13 protein-coding genes and 1 pseudogene (1 of these 14 running past the window's edge) are annotated in these 15,810 nt (G+C 67.1%); 8 read left to right on the top strand and 6 right to left on the bottom strand.

Going from position 1 to position 15,810, the window contains the following annotated elements:
- Window positions 1-51: 51 nt before the first annotated feature.
- Both mdeB and L1Z78_RS19380 read left to right on the top strand, forming a co-directional pair.
- Window positions 52-2,682 (top strand): alpha-ketoglutarate dehydrogenase, encoded by a 2,631-nt coding sequence (gene mdeB, locus L1Z78_RS19385; RefSeq protein WP_234637988.1) that lies wholly within the window; start codon window positions 52-54, stop codon window positions 2,680-2,682.
- Window positions 2,683-3,003: 321 nt separating this feature from the next.
- Window positions 3,004-5,160, top strand: a complete 2,157-nt coding sequence (locus tag L1Z78_RS19380; RefSeq protein ID WP_234637987.1) for a c-type cytochrome — start codon at window positions 3,004-3,006, stop codon at window positions 5,158-5,160.
- Window positions 5,161-5,268: 108 nt separating this feature from the next.
- Here L1Z78_RS19380 and L1Z78_RS19375 read toward each other — a convergent pair whose 3' ends face one another.
- The gene (locus L1Z78_RS19375) at window positions 5,269-6,024 is read right to left on the bottom strand and encodes a sulfite exporter TauE/SafE family protein (protein ID WP_234637986.1); all 756 of its coding nucleotides are present in this window, start codon (window positions 6,022-6,024) and stop codon (window positions 5,269-5,271) included.
- Window positions 6,025-6,141: 117 nt separating this feature from the next.
- Here L1Z78_RS19375 and L1Z78_RS19370 point away from each other — a divergent pair.
- Window positions 6,142-7,104 (top strand): annotated as a pseudogene (locus tag L1Z78_RS19370) (LysR family transcriptional regulator); the annotation flags it as partial.
- Here the strand turns inward: L1Z78_RS19370 and L1Z78_RS19365 are convergent.
- From L1Z78_RS19365 to L1Z78_RS19345, 5 genes are all read right to left on the bottom strand, one after another.
- Complete coding sequence (locus tag L1Z78_RS19365; RefSeq protein WP_326491952.1) at window positions 7,101-7,964, bottom strand: zinc-dependent peptidase; 864 nt, start codon at window positions 7,962-7,964, stop codon at window positions 7,101-7,103. The pseudogene L1Z78_RS19370 and the gene L1Z78_RS19365 overlap by 4 nt on opposite strands.
- A complete protein-coding gene (locus tag L1Z78_RS19360; RefSeq protein ID WP_234637984.1) occupies window positions 7,961-8,815 on the bottom strand; it encodes a UDP-2,3-diacylglucosamine diphosphatase in 855 nt (284 codons plus the stop codon). The genes L1Z78_RS19365 and L1Z78_RS19360 overlap by 4 nt, the downstream gene beginning before the upstream one ends.
- A 114-nt stretch (window positions 8,816-8,929) precedes the next feature.
- Window positions 8,930-9,436 (bottom strand): peptidylprolyl isomerase, encoded by a 507-nt coding sequence (locus L1Z78_RS19355; RefSeq protein ID WP_234637983.1) that lies wholly within the window; start codon window positions 9,434-9,436, stop codon window positions 8,930-8,932.
- 64 nt (window positions 9,437-9,500) lie between these two features.
- On the bottom strand, window positions 9,501-10,088 hold the full coding sequence (locus tag L1Z78_RS19350) for a peptidylprolyl isomerase (RefSeq protein WP_234637982.1): 588 nt from the start codon (window positions 10,086-10,088) through the stop codon (window positions 9,501-9,503).
- 125 nt (window positions 10,089-10,213) lie between these two features.
- Window positions 10,214-10,753, bottom strand: a complete 540-nt coding sequence (locus tag L1Z78_RS19345; protein WP_234637981.1) for a tetratricopeptide repeat protein — start codon at window positions 10,751-10,753, stop codon at window positions 10,214-10,216.
- Window positions 10,754-10,957: 204 nt separating this feature from the next.
- Between L1Z78_RS19345 and cysS the strand changes: the two genes are divergently transcribed.
- From cysS to L1Z78_RS19320, 5 genes are all read left to right on the top strand, one after another.
- A complete protein-coding gene (gene cysS, locus L1Z78_RS19340) occupies window positions 10,958-12,343 on the top strand; it encodes a cysteine--tRNA ligase (protein ID WP_234637980.1) in 1,386 nt (461 codons plus the stop codon).
- 49 nt (window positions 12,344-12,392) lie between these two features.
- Window positions 12,393-13,190, top strand: a complete 798-nt coding sequence (locus L1Z78_RS19335; RefSeq protein ID WP_234637979.1) for a DNA-3-methyladenine glycosylase family protein — start codon at window positions 12,393-12,395, stop codon at window positions 13,188-13,190.
- Window positions 13,191-13,274: 84 nt separating this feature from the next.
- Entirely contained in the window at window positions 13,275-14,252 is a 978-nt protein-coding gene (locus tag L1Z78_RS19330; protein ID WP_234637978.1) for an acetyl-CoA carboxylase carboxyltransferase subunit alpha, read from the top strand.
- A gap of 147 nt (window positions 14,253-14,399) precedes the next feature.
- The gene (gene tilS / locus L1Z78_RS19325; protein WP_234642214.1) at window positions 14,400-15,329 is read left to right on the top strand and encodes a tRNA lysidine(34) synthetase TilS; all 930 of its coding nucleotides are present in this window, start codon (window positions 14,400-14,402) and stop codon (window positions 15,327-15,329) included.
- Window positions 15,330-15,507: 178 nt separating this feature from the next.
- Window positions 15,508-15,810, top strand: the beginning of a protein-coding gene (locus L1Z78_RS19320; RefSeq protein ID WP_234637977.1) for an aspartate kinase. Its footprint extends 963 nt past the window's final position; only the first 303 of its 1,266 coding nucleotides appear in the window; it begins with the start codon at window positions 15,508-15,510; its stop codon lies off the right edge, out of view.

Below are 15,810 nucleotides of genomic sequence, written 5' to 3'. Positions count from 1 at the left end.
TGATCCAGGAACGGCTGCTCATGCCGCGGCGCAAGCCCTAAAGTGGCAGCCATGAACGCACCCACGCCGCTGGCCGCGCTGGCCGATATCGATACCGATCCCCTGGAAACCGCCGAATGGCGCGACGCTTTCCTGGCCCTGGTCGCCACCGAGGGGCCGCAGCGCGCGCGCTTCGTGCTGCAGGAGCTTGCACGCATGGCGCGCGAGCAGCGGCTGGGCTGGCAGCCCGACCTCAATACGCCCTATCTGAACAGTGTCGCGGCCGAGGCGCAGCCGCTGTTTCCCGGCGATCTCGCGCTGGAGGAGCGGCTGGCGTCCATCATGCGCTGGAATGCCCTGGCCATGGTGGTGCGCGCCAACCAGGCCTATGGCGAGCTGGGCGGCCATATCGCCAGCTATGCGAGCGCGGCTGACCTGTTCGAGACCGGCTTCAACCATTTCTTCCATGCACGCGAGGGCCTGGCGCCGGGCCAGCACCGGGGCGACCTGGTGTTCTTCCAGCCCCACAGCGCACCCGGCGTCTATGCCCGGGCCTTCCTCGAGGGGCGCCTGAGCGAGCAGGACCTGCAGCATTACCGCCAGGAGATCAGCGCACCCGCCACCGGCGCCCAGGGGCTGTCCAGCTATCCGCACCCCTGGCTGATGCCCGACTTCTGGCAGTTCCCGACGGGCTCCATGGGCATAGGTCCCATCAGCAGCATCTATCACGCGCGCTTCATGCGCTATCTCACGCACCGCGACCTGCTGGACTGCCAGGAGCGCAAGGTCTGGGGTGTGTTCGGCGACGGCGAGATGGACGAGCCCGAAAGCATGAGCGCCCTCACGCTGGCTGCGCGCGAGGGCCTGGACAACCTTGTCTGGGTGGTCAACTGCAACCTCCAGCGGCTGGACGGCCCGGTGCGTGGCAACGGCCGCATCGTCGACGAGCTGGAGCGACTGTTCGCCGGCGCGGGCTGGAACGTGGTCAAGCTGCTGTGGGGCAGCGACTGGGACGGCCTGTTCGCACGCGACCTCACCGGCACCCTGGCTCGCACGCTGGGTGGCACGGTGGATGGTCAGATGCAGACCTTCGCGGCCAAGGACGGGCGCTACAACCGCGAGCATTTCTTCGGCCAGAACCCCGAACTCGCGGCCCTGGCCCAGGGCCTGACCGACGAGCAGATCGACCGCCTGAAGCGCGGCGGCCATGACCTTGTGAAGATCCACGCCGCCTATGCGGCGGCCGCCGCCCATCGCGGCCAGCCCACGGTGATCCTGGCCCACACCAAGAAGGGCTACGGCATGGGCTCGGCCGGGCAGGGCAAGATGACCACGCACAGCCAGAAGAAGCTGGACGAGACCGACCTGATCGAGTTTCGCAATCGCTTCAACCTGCCGCTGAGCGACGAACAGGCCAAAGGCCTGGCCTTTCACCGGCCCGCCGAGGACAGCGCCGAGATGCAGTATCTGCGCACGCGCCGCGCGGCCCTGGGCGGCGCGCTGCCGCGCCGCGAAACCGTGTGCGACCGCGTGCCCGTGCCCGCCCTGGATCAGTACGCGCAGTTTGCGCTGGCGCCTGCCGGCAAGGAGATGAGCACCACCATGGCCTTCGTGCGCATGCTGGGCTCCCTGCTCAAGGATGCGCAGCTGGGCCCGCGCATCGTGCCCATCGTGGCGGACGAGGCGCGCACCTTCGGCATGGCCAACCTGTTCAAGCAGGTGGGCATCTACAGCAGCCTGGGCCAGCGCTATGCGCCCGAGGACATCGGCTCCGTGCTGTCCTACCGCGAGGCGCTGGACGGCCAGATCCTGGAGGAGGGCATCAGCGAGGCCGGCGCGATCGCCAGCTGGACGGCCGCGGCCACCAGCTACAGCGTGCACGGCCTGGCCATGCTTCCGTTCTACATCTACTACTCCATGTTCGGTTTCCAGCGCGTGGGGGATGCGATCTGGGCGGCCGCCGATCAGCGCGCGCGGGGCTTTCTGCTGGGCGCCACCTCGGGGCGCACCACGCTGGGCGGCGAGGGCCTGCAGCACCAGGACGGGTCCAGCCACCTCGTGGCCGCCACCATCCCCAACTGCAAGGCCTACGACCCGGCCCATGCGGGCGAGCTGGCCGTCATCCTCGACGCCGGCATGCGCGAGATGCTGGTCGAGCAGCGCGACGTTTTCTACTACATCACCCTGATGAACGAGAACTACGCCCAACCTGACCTGCCTCCGGGTGCGGCCGAAGGCGTGCTGCGCGGCGGCTACGTATTCGGCCGCTTTGGCGATGCGGGCCGTGCCACGCAGCATGTCACCTTGCTGGGATCGGGCGCCATCCTCACCGAAGTGCTCAAGGCCGCCGAGCAATTGGCCAGCGAGGGCATGGCCGCCACCGTGGTCAGCGTGACCAGCTGGAGCGAGCTGGCGCGCGATGGCGTGGCTTGCGAGCAGCGCATGCTGGCGGGCGAGGCACCTGGCCAGCCCTGGATCGCGCAGTTGCTGCACGGCACGCAGGGCCCGGTGATTGCCGCCACCGACTATGTGCGCGCCGTGCCCGAGACCGTGCGCGCCTTCCTGCCCGCAGGCAGGCGATTCCTCACCCTGGGCACGGACGGCTTTGGCCGAAGTGACACGCGTGCCGCGTTGCGCGGCCACTTTGGCGTGGACGCGCACAGCGTGGCACAGGCGGCGCACCGCTGCAGCCAGGCGGCCTGAGCCCGGCGGGCGAGCAGCCACCCGATACACCGGCAGTGAAATCAGCGGCCCCTTGCGGGCCGCTTTTTCGTGCGCGCCCGAGGCGGCTGCGCGCGCTTTTTCCTTGCATTGATTAAGCCCGCGTTAAATGCGCTATTAGCTTATCGTTTTCATCGGTTTGCATGAAAAAATAAGCGGATACCACTAGAATTTGTATATATAAGAAGATCTTGTACAAAGAGATGATCATTTGCTGCAATGGCTGCAGGCGTTGGGTTGAATATCTCGTCAATATCCGTTTTGCCTCTTTAAATAATAATTCATTTCAGTGGATCGAAGACGATGAAACTCTCGCTCAAGCAAGGCTTGCTGTGCGTGGCCGCGCTGTCGGCCGCCGCCTGGCAACTGGCCATTTCGGCGCCGGCGCCCGGAGTGGACCATGCGCAAATACCGCAAATCATTGATGACCTGCCCGCCGATTACGCGGCGGACCTGACGGCGGAGCAAAGAACCCTGGTCGATCGCGGCCGATATATCGCACGCCTGGGTGATTGCGTTGCCTGTCATACAGGAAACAAATCACAGCCCATGGGCGGTGGGCTGGCGCTCGAAACACCTTTCGGCAAGATCTATTCCACCAATATCTCGCCAGATGCCGATACCGGCATGGGCAAATACAGCTTCGAGCAGTTCGACCGGGCCATGCGCAAGGGCGTGGCGGCCGATGGCCGCAACCTGTACCCGGCCATGCCCTATCCCTCCTACGCCAAGATGACGGCCGAGGACATGCAGGCCTTGTACGCCTATCTCATGCAGGGCGTGGCGCCCGTGAAGGCCGCCAACAAGGCGTCCGGCCTGGGCTTTCCGTTCAACCAGCGCTGGGGCCTGGCGCTGTGGAACTGGGTGTTCCTGGATGACACGCCCTTCCAGGCCAGCGCCCAGCAAAGCGCCCAGTGGAACCGCGGTGCCTATCTGGTACAGGGCCTGGGGCACTGCGGCGCCTGCCATACGCCGCGCGGCGTGGGCTTCCAGGAAAAGGCCATGTCCGGCGAGGGCCGCAAGGGCGCGTATTTCCTGGCCGGCGAAACCGTGGAGCACTGGCGCGCCCTGAGCCTGCGCAACCTGTGGACTCCCGAAGAGACCGCGCAGCTGCTCAAGACCGGCCGCAACAGCCATGGCACGGTCTCGGGCAACATGGTCGATGTCGTCCAGCACAGCACCCAGTACATGAGCGACGAGGACCTGCTGGCCATCGGCACCTATCTCAAGTCGTTGCCCGCAGGCAAGAACGACCTGCCCATGCAGGTCGCACAAGGGCCTGCTCCGGCCATCGCACCACACACTTCGCGCGCGCCGGTGGCAGCATCCTCCGATGTGCCTGCCGATCTCTACGCCAGCCGTGGCGGCCTGGGCTATCTGCAGTTCTGCGCCGACTGCCATCGCGCCGACGGCGGCGGCGTCAAGGATGTGTTTCCCCCGCTGGCTGGCAATTTTTCGCTGCAGTCCCAGGACCCCTCCACCCTCATTCACCTGATGCTGGTGGGCTGGAAGGCGCCCGTCACGCAAAGCCATGCGCGGCCGCTGACCATGCCGGCCTTCGCACAGCTCGGGGATGCGGAGATCGCCGACATCCTCAACTTCGCGCGCAAGAGCTGGGGCCGCACCGATGCGCGCCAGATCCAGGCCAGGGACGTGAAGACCCTGCGCAAGGAACTGGATGCCAGGGGCGAGAACACCCGTCCCTTCGAGACGCCCCGCCTGGCGGCCATGCTCGATGAGAAGAACGCCAGCCAGCTGGTCTACGGCGCACGCCTGAACATCGAGACGCGCGAGCTGCTGCCCAGGAATGTCGGCAATGCGCTCAACTGTGCCAGCTGCCACTTGAACGCGGGTACCGTGGCCGATGGTTCGCCCTATGTCGGCGTCTCTGCCTTCTTTCCCGGCTATGCACCGCGCGCCGGCCGCGTCATCACGCTGGAGGACCGCATCAATGGCTGTTTCCTGCGCTCCATGAACGGCAAGCCGCTGCCGCTGGAGTCCGAGGAGATCAAGGCCATGGTCGCCTACTTCGACTGGATGCGCCGCGAGACCCGGCCCGAGGACAAGGTCGAAGGCCGGGGCGTGGGCAAGATCAGCCGTGACATCGTCCCCGATGTGGACAACGGCAAGAAGGTCTATGCGGCCCAGTGCGCCGTCTGCCACGGAAGCGAGGGCGAGGGCATCAAGAACGCCCGGGGCCAGTGGGTCTATCCGCCGCTGTGGGGCGACGCGTCCTTCAACATCGGCGCGGGCATGGCGCGCACCTATACGGCGGCGGCCTTCGTCAAGCGCAACATGCCGATCGCGTTCCATGGCAGCTTCCCGCTGGGCCAGGGCGGCCTGAGCGACCAGGAGGCCGTGGACGTGGCCGAGTACTTCAGCCACCAGCCGCGCCCGGACTTCGCCAGCAAGCACAAGGACTGGCCCAGGGACAGGAAGCCGGCAGATGCCCGGTATTGAGCGAGGCCCGGGTGAGGCAGGGCCGGGCACGGGCTCGTTGCGCGCCGGACCAGGTGCCTTCTGCGTGCGGATGCCTGCGCGGGGCTGCTGCTTCGGTCCGGCGCGCGCTCAGGCCCCGCGCCGGAACAATACCGGCACCGACGAGGCCAGCAGCGCCGCGCCCGACAGGCACAGCAGCCCCAGCACGATCTGCCGAAAGCGCGCCTCGCTGATGCCGATGTAGAGCCTGGAGCCCAGCAGCGAGGGAATCACCATGGCGGGTGCCACGATGGCGAAGAGCGGCAGCATGCTGCGTGTGACCATGCCCGTGGCCAGGTAGGTGCCCATGGTCACGGCGAGCATGGACAGGTTGAAGTTCTGTATCACCGAGCGCTGCACGTCCTTGGGATAGCCGCGCAGCGTGCACCACAGCGTGGGCAGGGTGCCCGTGAAGCCTCCCAGCCCGCCCATCACGCCGCCGCCCAGGCCCACCGTTGCGTCGGCCAGCTTTCCGCCGCGCGCCAGCCGGGGCAGCCTGCCGGACAGCAGCATCACGGGGCACCACAGCACCAGCATGCCACCCAGAAGTGCCTTGAACCAGGCCATGTCCAGGTGCGGCAGCAGCATCACGCCCAGCGGAATGCCCGCCAGGCCGCCCAGGATGAAGGGCAGCAGCCGGGACAGCTCGAAGCCCCGGCGCACGGTGATGGCCGAGATCACCTGGCCCACCAGGGAGCCGAACACCGCGAGCGCCGCAGCATCCTGGGGCTGCAGCACCCAGGCCCAGAACGACATGGCCACCATGCCGAAGGCAAAGCCTGACAGGCCCTGCACGAAGCCTGCCGCTGCCGCGCCCAGCGCAATGACCAGATGCAAACCATCCATCTTCCTGCTCCGCCTTTCCGCATTTGTGCTGCCGAATGCGGAAATTCTGAAGGGCATGCATAAGAAGAAATTCGTTTGTTTTTATTGTTCAATATGGTTTTTCTTATGAGTGATGCCATGCCGGAACCCTCACCCCCTACCAGTGCCAGCCTGCTGGCGCACCGCATGGCCACACGCCTGAAGATGAAGCATCTGTCGCTGTTGCGCTCCATCAGCGAGCAGGGCACGCTGACCCGCGTGGCCGAGCGCATGGCCACCAGCCAGCCGGCCGTCACGCAGGCCCTGGCCGAACTGGAGTCACTGTTCGGTGCGCCCCTGTTCCTGCGTTCCTCACGTGGCATGGAGCCCACGGATCTGGGGGAACTGGTGCTGGCACGTGCCCGGGGCATGCTGGCCGATCTGGACCACTGGGCGCAGGATATCGAGGCCGTGGGCCAGCAGCGTGCGGCGCATCTGCAAGTGGGTGTCATCCCCTTCCTGCCCGCCCGCATGCTGGCCGATGCGATTGGCAGGACCCGGCCCCGGGGCCGGCGCATCACCGTGACGCTGCATGAGGACACCAGCGACCGCCTGCTGCAGAAGCTGCGCGCACATGAGCTCGATTGCGTGATCGGACGCACCTCCGCCGTGCTCGACATGACAGGCATGCGGCACAGCGTGCTCTATGAACAGGAGCCGCGCTTGATCGCCCATCGCGGCCTGGCCATGCGGCTGGGGCGCCGGCCGCTGCAATGGGCCGAGCTCACCGGCCTGGACTGGGTGCTGGGCCAGCGCCGCACGCCCATGCGCGAGCAGATCACCGACTTTTTCCTGCGCGCCGGCGTGGAGCCGCCGCCGCCGTTCGTGGAAACGCTGTCGGCCAAGGTCATCGGCGAGCTGGTGGCCGCCAATGAGCGGGCCGTATCCATCGTGCCTGCCGACATTGCCGAGGAACTGGTGCGCATCGCTGGCGTAGGCATCGTGCGCCACCGCTTCGGCTGGACTTTGCCACCCATCACCTTGTTCGAGCGCCAGGCCGGAGGGCAGTATGAGGAACAGCGCCTGTTTGCCCAGGCCCTGAGGGAGGTCTGCGCCGGTCAGGCACCCGCAGGCTTGAATAGCGCGGCCAGCAGCGGCGCCAGCGTGGGAAATTCCTGGGCGAAGCGCAGCCGGTCCACGAAGAAGGCCTCGCAGGCCACGGCGAAGAATTCGGCGGGTGCGGTGGCGCCGTAGTCATCCAGCCAGGGCCATTGGCCGCCGAAGCGCTCGGCGATGGTGACCTGCTCGCGGAAGGCGTCATAGGCCGGTGCCCAGGCGGCCTGCCAGATCTCGCGCGCCTGGCGAGCCGAACTGCTGCCCATGAAGCCTGGGGGCAGGGGCGGGCAGCCATCGGCACCGCCGTTGCGCATGTCGATCTTGTGGGCGAATTCGTGGATGACCACATTGGCGGGCTGGCCGCCATGGCCGTGGTGGCCTGCATGGGGGCCGCGCCCAGCGCCTATGGCCTGCCAGCTCAGCATGACAGGGCCGCCCTCCATGGCTTCGCCCATGAGGACTTCGTCGTAGTGGTGGATCACGCCCGCTTCGTCCATGCTCTCGCGCCGTGCCACGGCATCGCCGGGATGCACGACGATGCCCACGAAGTCGTCATACCAGGCCAGGGCGCGCTGCGGTTCTCCCCAATGCAGCAGCGGCAGGCAGGCCTGGGCGGCGATCTCCAGCGCCATGGCATCCGTGACTTCCAGCCCGTGCGCGCCGTGAAAGCGCTTGCGCTGGAGGAAGGCGGCGGCCAGTGCCCGCAGCCTGGACTGCTCCTCCAGCGTCAGCGAAGCGAGGAAGGGATAGGCGGCCAGCGTGGACAGCCACAGCGCGGCGGGGATCTCGGGCAGCGGGGCGACGGTGGCCCGTGCACGGCGGCCCAGCCGCCGGGCCCAATGGCCCAGTTGTCGCCACAGGCTCATCGTGCCGCCGCCTGTTCGAGCACCCGGGCCAGCGGCAGGCGCCGCAGCCCGTGGCCGCGCTCCCAGCGCAGCACCTCGGCGCGCGGCACGCGCGCGCAAAGGTCCCAGTCGCTGAGCACTACCCGCCGCAGGCCGTCGCCCAGGTCATGGTCGGCGGGACGGTGCGTGTGGCCGTGGATCAGTGTCTCGGCCCCGGCGGCGCGCAGCCAGCTGCGCGTGGCCTCGGCATCGAGGTCGGCGTACGTGGGCATGCCGGCATCGTGCCCACCCGTGTTCCCGCCGGCCCCGCGCTTGCGGGACTCGCTTTCTTCGCGGATGCCGCGTGCCTGCGCGCGGCGCTGCGCCAGGGGCTGGGCCAGGAAGGCCTCCTGCCAGGCCGGCGACCGGGCCATGGAGCGAAAGCGCTGGTAATCCACATCGTCCAGGCACAGTGCATCGCCATGGCTGAGCAGCAGGCGCTGACCGCCGCAGTCCAGCACGGTGGGGTCGGCCAGCGTGACCGTGCCGCACAAGGCGTCGAACTGCGCGCCGGTGAGGAAATCGCGATTGCCCTGCATGAAGAACAGCGGGCGCCGGCGAGCGGCCCCGCGCAGCATGGCCGCGCATGAGGATTCGAAGCTGCCGGGCTCCAGCAGCGCGTCGTCGCCCACCCAGACCTCGAACAGGTCGCCGAGAAGGAACACGGCGTTGGCCTGCGTGGCGCGCAGATAGCGCTGAAACGCCTCGACGGTGGCGGATTCGTCGGCCTGCAGGTGCAGGTCGGAGATGAAGTCCAGCGTGTTCCATGGCGCGGGAACCTGCCGTTCGGCCACGGCGGGCAGGGCGGGACAGGAGCGGGGCGCGGCGGTCATGGCGTGGTAGGGCCGCATCCCGAGGGGCGGCTGTGTGGACTGTTGCCCATGGACACGGTGCAGGCCATGCCCATGGGCAACAGGGCGGCCGGCGGCCGCCCTTCGCGGCGCGTATTAAAGGGCCACGGCCTTTTCGATGACCACATCATCCTTGGGCACATCCTGGTGGAAGCCGCTGCGGCCGGTCTTCACGCCACGCAGCTTGTCCACGATCTCGGCGCCCTTGACCACCTTGCCGAACACGGCGTAGCCCCAGCCCTGGGCGCTGGGGGAGGTGTGGTTCAGGAAGCCGTTGTCGGCCACGTTGATGAAGAACTGTGCGGTTGCCGAGTGCGGGTCGCCGGTTCGGGCCATGGCGATGGTGTACTTGTCGTTCTTCAGGCCGTTCTTGGCCTCGTTCTCGATCGGGGCGTCCGTGTCCTTTTGCTTCATGCCGGGCTCGAAGCCGCCGCCCTGGATCATGAAGCCATCGATGATGCGGTGGAAGATGGTGTTGTCGTAGTGACCCTTGTTCACATAGGCCAGGAAGTTCTCGGTGCTCTTGGGCGCCTTGTCGGCGTCGAGTTCGAGGGTGATGACGCCGTGGCCGGCGATGTGGAGTTCGACTTGGGGATTGCTCATGGCCGTTCCTTGTTGGGCTGAGGGGAGGGGCGCGCCGCGGCAGGCGTGGCGCGCGGTTGACGGATTACTTGACTTCGGTGGCCGAGACGATGGTCACCGGCTTGGTGGGTACATTCTGGTGCATGCCCTGGTTGCCCGTGGCCACCGTGCGGATTTTGTCCACCACGTCCATGCCCTGCACCACACGGCCGAAGACCGCGTAGCCGTGGCCATCGGGCTTGGGCGCATTGAGCATCTCGTTGTCCACCACGTTGATGAAGAACTGCGAGGTGGCCGAGTTGGGATTGGATGTGCGGGCCATGGCGATGGTGCCCCGGTCGTTCCTGAGGCCGTTGCCGGCCTCCAGGGGAATCGGCGCACGCGTGGGCTTTTCCTTGAGGCTGGCATCCATGCCGCCGCCCTGGATCATGAAGCCGTCCATCACGCGATGGAACACCGTGCCGTCGTAGTGCTTTTCGCGCACGTACTGCAGGAAGTTGGCCACGGTCTTGGGGGCCTTGGCTTCATTGAGCTCCACCACGATGTCCCCCATGCTGGTCTTGAGCTGCACCTTGGGCATGGCGTTCTGTGCCATGGCGGGCAGGGCGGTGAAAAGGGATGCGGCCAGGGCCATGCCGGCCAGGGAAAGCGATGCCGTGCGGCGTGTGGTCATGCGAGTCTCCTGAGAAAGCCAAAGGGCTGGGGAAATGGAGTGGGAAAAACCGGCGAGGTTCCGGCGTGCCCGGCCAGGGGGAGAGGGGCCCGGCGGGTCCGGGCCCGCGTGGGCTGGCAGAAGGTTTACCGGGTGGTGCCGGCGACCGGTGCCTGAAGCAATTCGCGCAGCAGCTTGAGTTTGGGGCGCACGCTGGCGGCCCGGCCATCCAGGCCCTGGGCCTTGGCATAGGCCTGGTAGGCCAGGCGGGCATGGATGTCGCCCAGGTTCTCGTAGGCCACCCCGTAGCCGGGGTTGTTGCGCACGGCGGACTCCAGGGCGGAGCGGGCCTTGTCCAGCTGGTCCCGGCCCGCGTAGATGACGGCCAGATTGTTGTAGGGCTCGGGCAGCTCGGGATAGTCCTCGATGAGCTGGTTCAATGCCGCGATGGCCTCGTCGGTCTTGCCGCTGTCGGTCAAGGCCACGGCCCTGAGAAAGCGCATCTGGGGATCGCGCGCATTCTTGGCCAGGTAGGTGTCGGCGCGCTCCAGCGCCTGGCTGCTCTTGCCGTTGCGCAGCAACTGGTTCACATCCGTGTAGTCGTCGGCATGGGCGTGGCCTGTGGCGAGCAGGGCCGCCATTGCCGCAAGGCGCAGGGCGGAGCGAAACGAGTTGCGTAGAGGCATGTAGGTGCTTTCAGGGCCTCGGGGGAACGCCCCGCGGCGCGGGCTTATACTGCGGTCAATTGTAGCTGAGGGGTGTGCTGGGTCACACGGGCTCCGCGCCTGCCGCTCCTGCTCCCCGCGAGCATGCCTGCATTGGCGCCAAGGGTCCGGTGGCGTGCGCAAAGCGCCCTCCTGCAGCGGCCCTCTCTCCCCTGATAGACACCCATGAGTTTGCGTATCTACAACACGCTGTCGCGTGCATTGGAAGCGTTTTCGCCGATCGAACCGGGCCATGTGCGCATGTACGTGTGCGGCATGACCGTCTACGACCTGTGCCACCTGGGACATGCGCGCTCCATGATCGCCTTCGACGTGGTTCAGCGCTGGCTGCGTGCCAGCGGGCACAGGGTGACCTATGTACGCAACATCACCGACATCGATGACAAGATCATCCGGCGCGCCGTCGAGAACGGCGAGACCATCCGATCGCTGACCGACCGCATGATCGACGCACTGCACCAGGATGCCGACGCGCTGGGCATAGAGCGCCCCACGCACGAGCCGCGTGCCACGGAGTACGTGCCTCAGATGCTGTCCATGATCCGCCGCCTGCAGGACAAGGGCCTGGCCTACCAGGGCACGGACGGCGACGTCAATTTCGCGGTGCGCAAGTTCCCCGGCTACGGCAAGCTGTCGGGCAAGTCTCTGGACGAGTTGCAGGCCGGTGAACGCGTGGCCGTGCAGGACGGCAAGCAGGATCCGCTGGACTTCGTGCTCTGGAAAAGTGCCAAGCCCTCCGAGCCCGAGGAGGTCAAGTGGTCCAGCCCCTGGGGGACGGGCCGCCCCGGCTGGCACATCGAATGCTCGGCCATGGGGTGCGAGATGCTGGGCGAGAGCTTCGACATCCATGGCGGCGGTGCCGACCTGCAGTTCCCGCACCATGAAAACGAGATCGCGCAAAGCGAAGGTGCGACCGGCAAGCCCTTTGCGCAGGTCTGGATGCACAACGGCTTCATCAACGTGGACAACGAGAAGATGTCCAAGTCGCTGGGCAACTTCTTCACCATCCGCGACGTGCTCAAGGAGTACGACGCCGAGACGGTGCGCTTCTTCGTCGTGCGCAGCCACTACCGCAGCCCGCTGAACTACAGCGACGTGCACCTGAACGACGCGCGCAGCGCGCTCAAGCGCCTGTACACGGCGCTGAGCCTGGTGGCGCCTGCCGAGACGTCCGTCGACTGGAGCCATCCCCTGGCAGCTCGCTTCAAGGCCGCCATGGATGAGGACTTCGGCACGCCCGAGGCGGTGGCCGTGCTGTTCGAGCTGGCCGCCGAGGTCAACCGCAGCCAGAGCGCCGAGACGGCGGGCCTGCTCAAGGCCTTGGCAGGCTGCCTGGGCCTCTTGCAGGGGGATCCGCAGGCCTTCCTGCAGGCGGGCGCATCCGATGTGGATGCCGCGGCCATCGAGGCGCAGATCGCCGCGCGCGCAGCCGCCAAGGCCGCCAAGGACTGGACCGAGGCCGACCGCATCCGCAAGGCCTTGCTGGAGCAGGGCATCGTCCTGAAGGATTCCGCCGCAGGCACGACATGGGAGGCAGCCGCCAAAGGCTGATCCGTATGCCTTGCCTGATGAGCCGCGCCAGGTGCGGGGAGGTCCTTTGATGGCCTCCGCCAAACCCCTGGACACCATGGATTTCGAGCAATTGCCCCTGGTGGCAGACCTGCCCGTGCCCGAGCAGCAGCCCGCTCCCCTGCCGGTGGTGACGCTGGGGGCGCGCACGGGTTCCGCCCCTGCGGCCGCGGCAGCCTCCAAGGCCAAGATCTCGCTGCCTGCGCCTCCCGAGGGGGCGCCGGCCTACTGGGCCGAGGCCTGCCGCCAGCTCGTGCGCCGCGACCGGGTGATGAAGCGGCTGATCCCGCGCTTCGCCCACCTGGCCATGCAACCCGGCGGCGATGCCTTCGCCACGCTGGCGCGCTCCATCGTGGGTCAGCAGATCTCGATGAAGGCCGCGCAGAACCTGTGGAACAAGTTCTCCAGGTTGCCCGCGCAGATGACGCCTGACCTGGTGCTGCGGCTCAAGGTGGACGACATGCGCGCGGCGGGCCTGTCCGCGCGCAAGGTGGACTACCTCGTGGACCTGGCCATGCACTTCACCGAGCACCGGCTGCACCAGGACGACTGGCAGGGCATGAGCGACGAGGCCATCGTTGCCGAGCTCATGTCCATCCGCGGCGTGGGCCGCTGGACGGCCGAGATGTTCCTCATCTTCTACCTGCAGCGGCCCAACGTGCTGCCGCTGGACGATGCGGGCCTGATCTCGGGCATCAGCCAGAACTATTTTTCGGGCGATCCCGTCAGCCGCAGCGAGGCGCGCGAGGTGGCCGAGGCCTGGAAGCCGTGGTGCACCGTGGCGACTTGGTATATTTGGCGCTCGCTCGAGACGCAGCCGGCGGCCTGAAGACAAACCGATCACATCCGATCATCCCCCCGTTTTCCGGCCCGAATGCATGCACCGTGCCTGGCTGGGACAAGGAGAAACAAGTTGGCGAAAAAGAACTTTCTGGATTTTGAGCAGCCCATCGCCGAGCTCGAATCCAAAATCGAGGAACTGCGCTACGTGCAGACGGAAAGCGCGGTCGATATCTCGGAAGAGATCGAGCAGCTCAGCAAGAAGAGCCTGCAGCTGACCAAGGACATCTACAGCGACCTCTCACCCTGGCAGATCACCAAGATCGCGCGGCATACCGAGCGTCCCTATACGCTGGACTATGTGCGCGAGTGCTTCACCGACTTCATCGAGATGCACGGCGACCGGCACTTCGCCGACGACCAGTCCATCGTCGGCGGCCTGGCGCGCTTCAATGGCACGCCCTGCATGGTCATCGGCCACCAGAAGGGCCGTGACACCAAGGAGCGCACGCTGCGCAACTTCGGCATGACCCGTCCCGAGGGCTACCGCAAGGCCCTGCGCCTCATGAAGACGGCAGAGAAGTTCGGCCTGCCCGTGTTCACCTTCGTGGACACGCCGGGCGCCTTCCCCGGCATCGATGCCGAGGAGCGCGGCCAGTCCGAGGCCATCGGCCGCAACATCTATGAGATGGCGCAACTGCAGACGCCCATCATCACCACCATCATCGGCGAGGGCGGATCCGGTGGTGCGCTGGCCATCGCCGTCGCCGACCAGGTGCTGATGCTGCAGTACGCCGTCTACTCCGTGATCAGCCCCGAAGGATGCGCCTCCATTCTCTGGAAGACCGGGGAAAAGGCCGAGGACGCGGCCGATGCCATGGGCATCACGGCCCACCGCCTCAAGGCCCTGGGCCTGGTGGACAAGATCGTCAACGAGCCAGTGGGTGGCGCGCACCGCGACCCCAGGCAGATGGCCACCTTCCTCAAGCGCGCGCTGGGCGATGCCTATCGCCAACTGGCCGACCTCAAGCCCAAGGAGTTGCAGGACCGCCGCTACGAGCGCCTGCAAAGCTACGGCCGCTTCGCCGATACCAAGGCGGACAATCGCTGAACGCCCCGCGCTCTGGCACACTGGACGGCTCCTCGGGGAGCCGTCTGTCGTTGAGGCAAGGCGGATTCCTCCGTTACCCGAGCCCAGTCCGTGACATCGAACATCGACCAGCCAAACCCGGCGCCGGGCGCTGCCCTGGATGAGGCCATGCGGCGCTTTGCGCCGGCTCTGCCGCTGGCCATTGCCTTCAGTGGCGGGGCCGACTCCACGGCCCTGCTGCTGGCGTGCGCCCGGCGCTGGCCGGGCCGCGTCGTCGCCATCCATGTCCACCACGGCCTGCAATCCGCGGCCGAGGCCTTTGCGGCCCGTTGCGAGGCGGTCTGCGCGCAGCAGGCCATCGCGCTGAAGATCTGCCGCATCGACGCCCGCCATGCGCCGGGCCAGAGTCCGGAAGACGCTGCGCGCCAGCTGCGCTATGCCGCGCTGATCGAGGCCGCGCAAGGGCCCTGGCCCGCGCTGGCCGGGCCTGTGCGCAGCATCGCGCTGGCCCAGCATGCAGATGACCAAGTCGAGACCCTGCTGCTGGCGTTGTCCAGGGGGGCGGGAGTCGCCGGATTGGCCGCCATGCCGGCGCGCTGGGGCCGGGCGGATCTCGAATGGCATCGTCCCTTGCTGGAGGTGCCGGGCCCGGCGCTGCGCGACTGGCTCGTGGCGCGTGACCAGGCGTGGGTGGAAGATCCGAGCAACGCCGACGCGCGCTACACGCGCAATCGCATTCGGGCCCGGTTGCTGCCCGCGCTGCAACAGGCCTTCCCGCAGTTTCGCGCCACCTTTGCCCGCAGCAGCCGGCACTGCGCCGAGGCAGCCGAGCTGCTGGTGGAGCTGGCCGAGGCCGATCTCGCCATGGTGGGCTGCCCGCCACGCATCGCCGGTTTGCAGGCCCTCAGCCGCGCCCGCCAGGCCAACGTGCTGCGCCACTGGCTGCGCAGCGTGCATGCCACCACGCCCAGTGCCGCGCAGCTGGAGCAACTGCTCTCGCAGATCGGCGTTTGCCGTACGCGAGGTCACCGCATCCATCTCAAGATGGGGCGTGGTTTCGTGCGGCGGCAAGGGGCCGTGCTCGATTGGTACAATTGACAGGTTTTGGTCCAACTTTGCACGAAAACCGGCGGCGCGCCAAAACCAAACGACTTGCGCAGGACGGGGTCAGGCAGGGCATCCACGCTTCATGCGTGGTCCTTTCGCTCCCCGGCTTGCACAGGCACTTCCTTGTCGTACAGCGCCGTGGCAAGCAGTTTCGTCACCCTGATATCCAATGGCACTGATCGTTCATAAATACGGCGGCACCTCGATGGGCTCTACAGAGCGCATTCGCAACGTTGCCAAGCGCGTGGCCAAGTGGGCTAGGGCCGGTCACCAGATGGTGGTCGTTCCCAGCGCCATGAGTGGCGAGACCAACCGCCTCCTGGGCCTGGCCAGCGAGCTGGCCCCCAGTTCGGCCAAGACAGCCTATTACCGCGAGCTCGACATGCTGGCCTCCACGGGCGAGCAGGCATCGTCGGCCCTGCTGGCCATTGCGCTGCAGGCCGAGGGTCTGGAAGCCATCAGCTTCTCGGGC

Origin of the sequence: Delftia tsuruhatensis, assembly GCF_903815225.1 — a bacterium.
In the GTDB taxonomy this organism is placed as follows: domain Bacteria; phylum Pseudomonadota; class Gammaproteobacteria; order Burkholderiales; family Burkholderiaceae_C; genus Comamonas; species Comamonas tsuruhatensis_A.
Note: the sequence above shows the minus strand (reverse complement) of the source record. Positions and strands in the feature narration are given on the sequence as shown.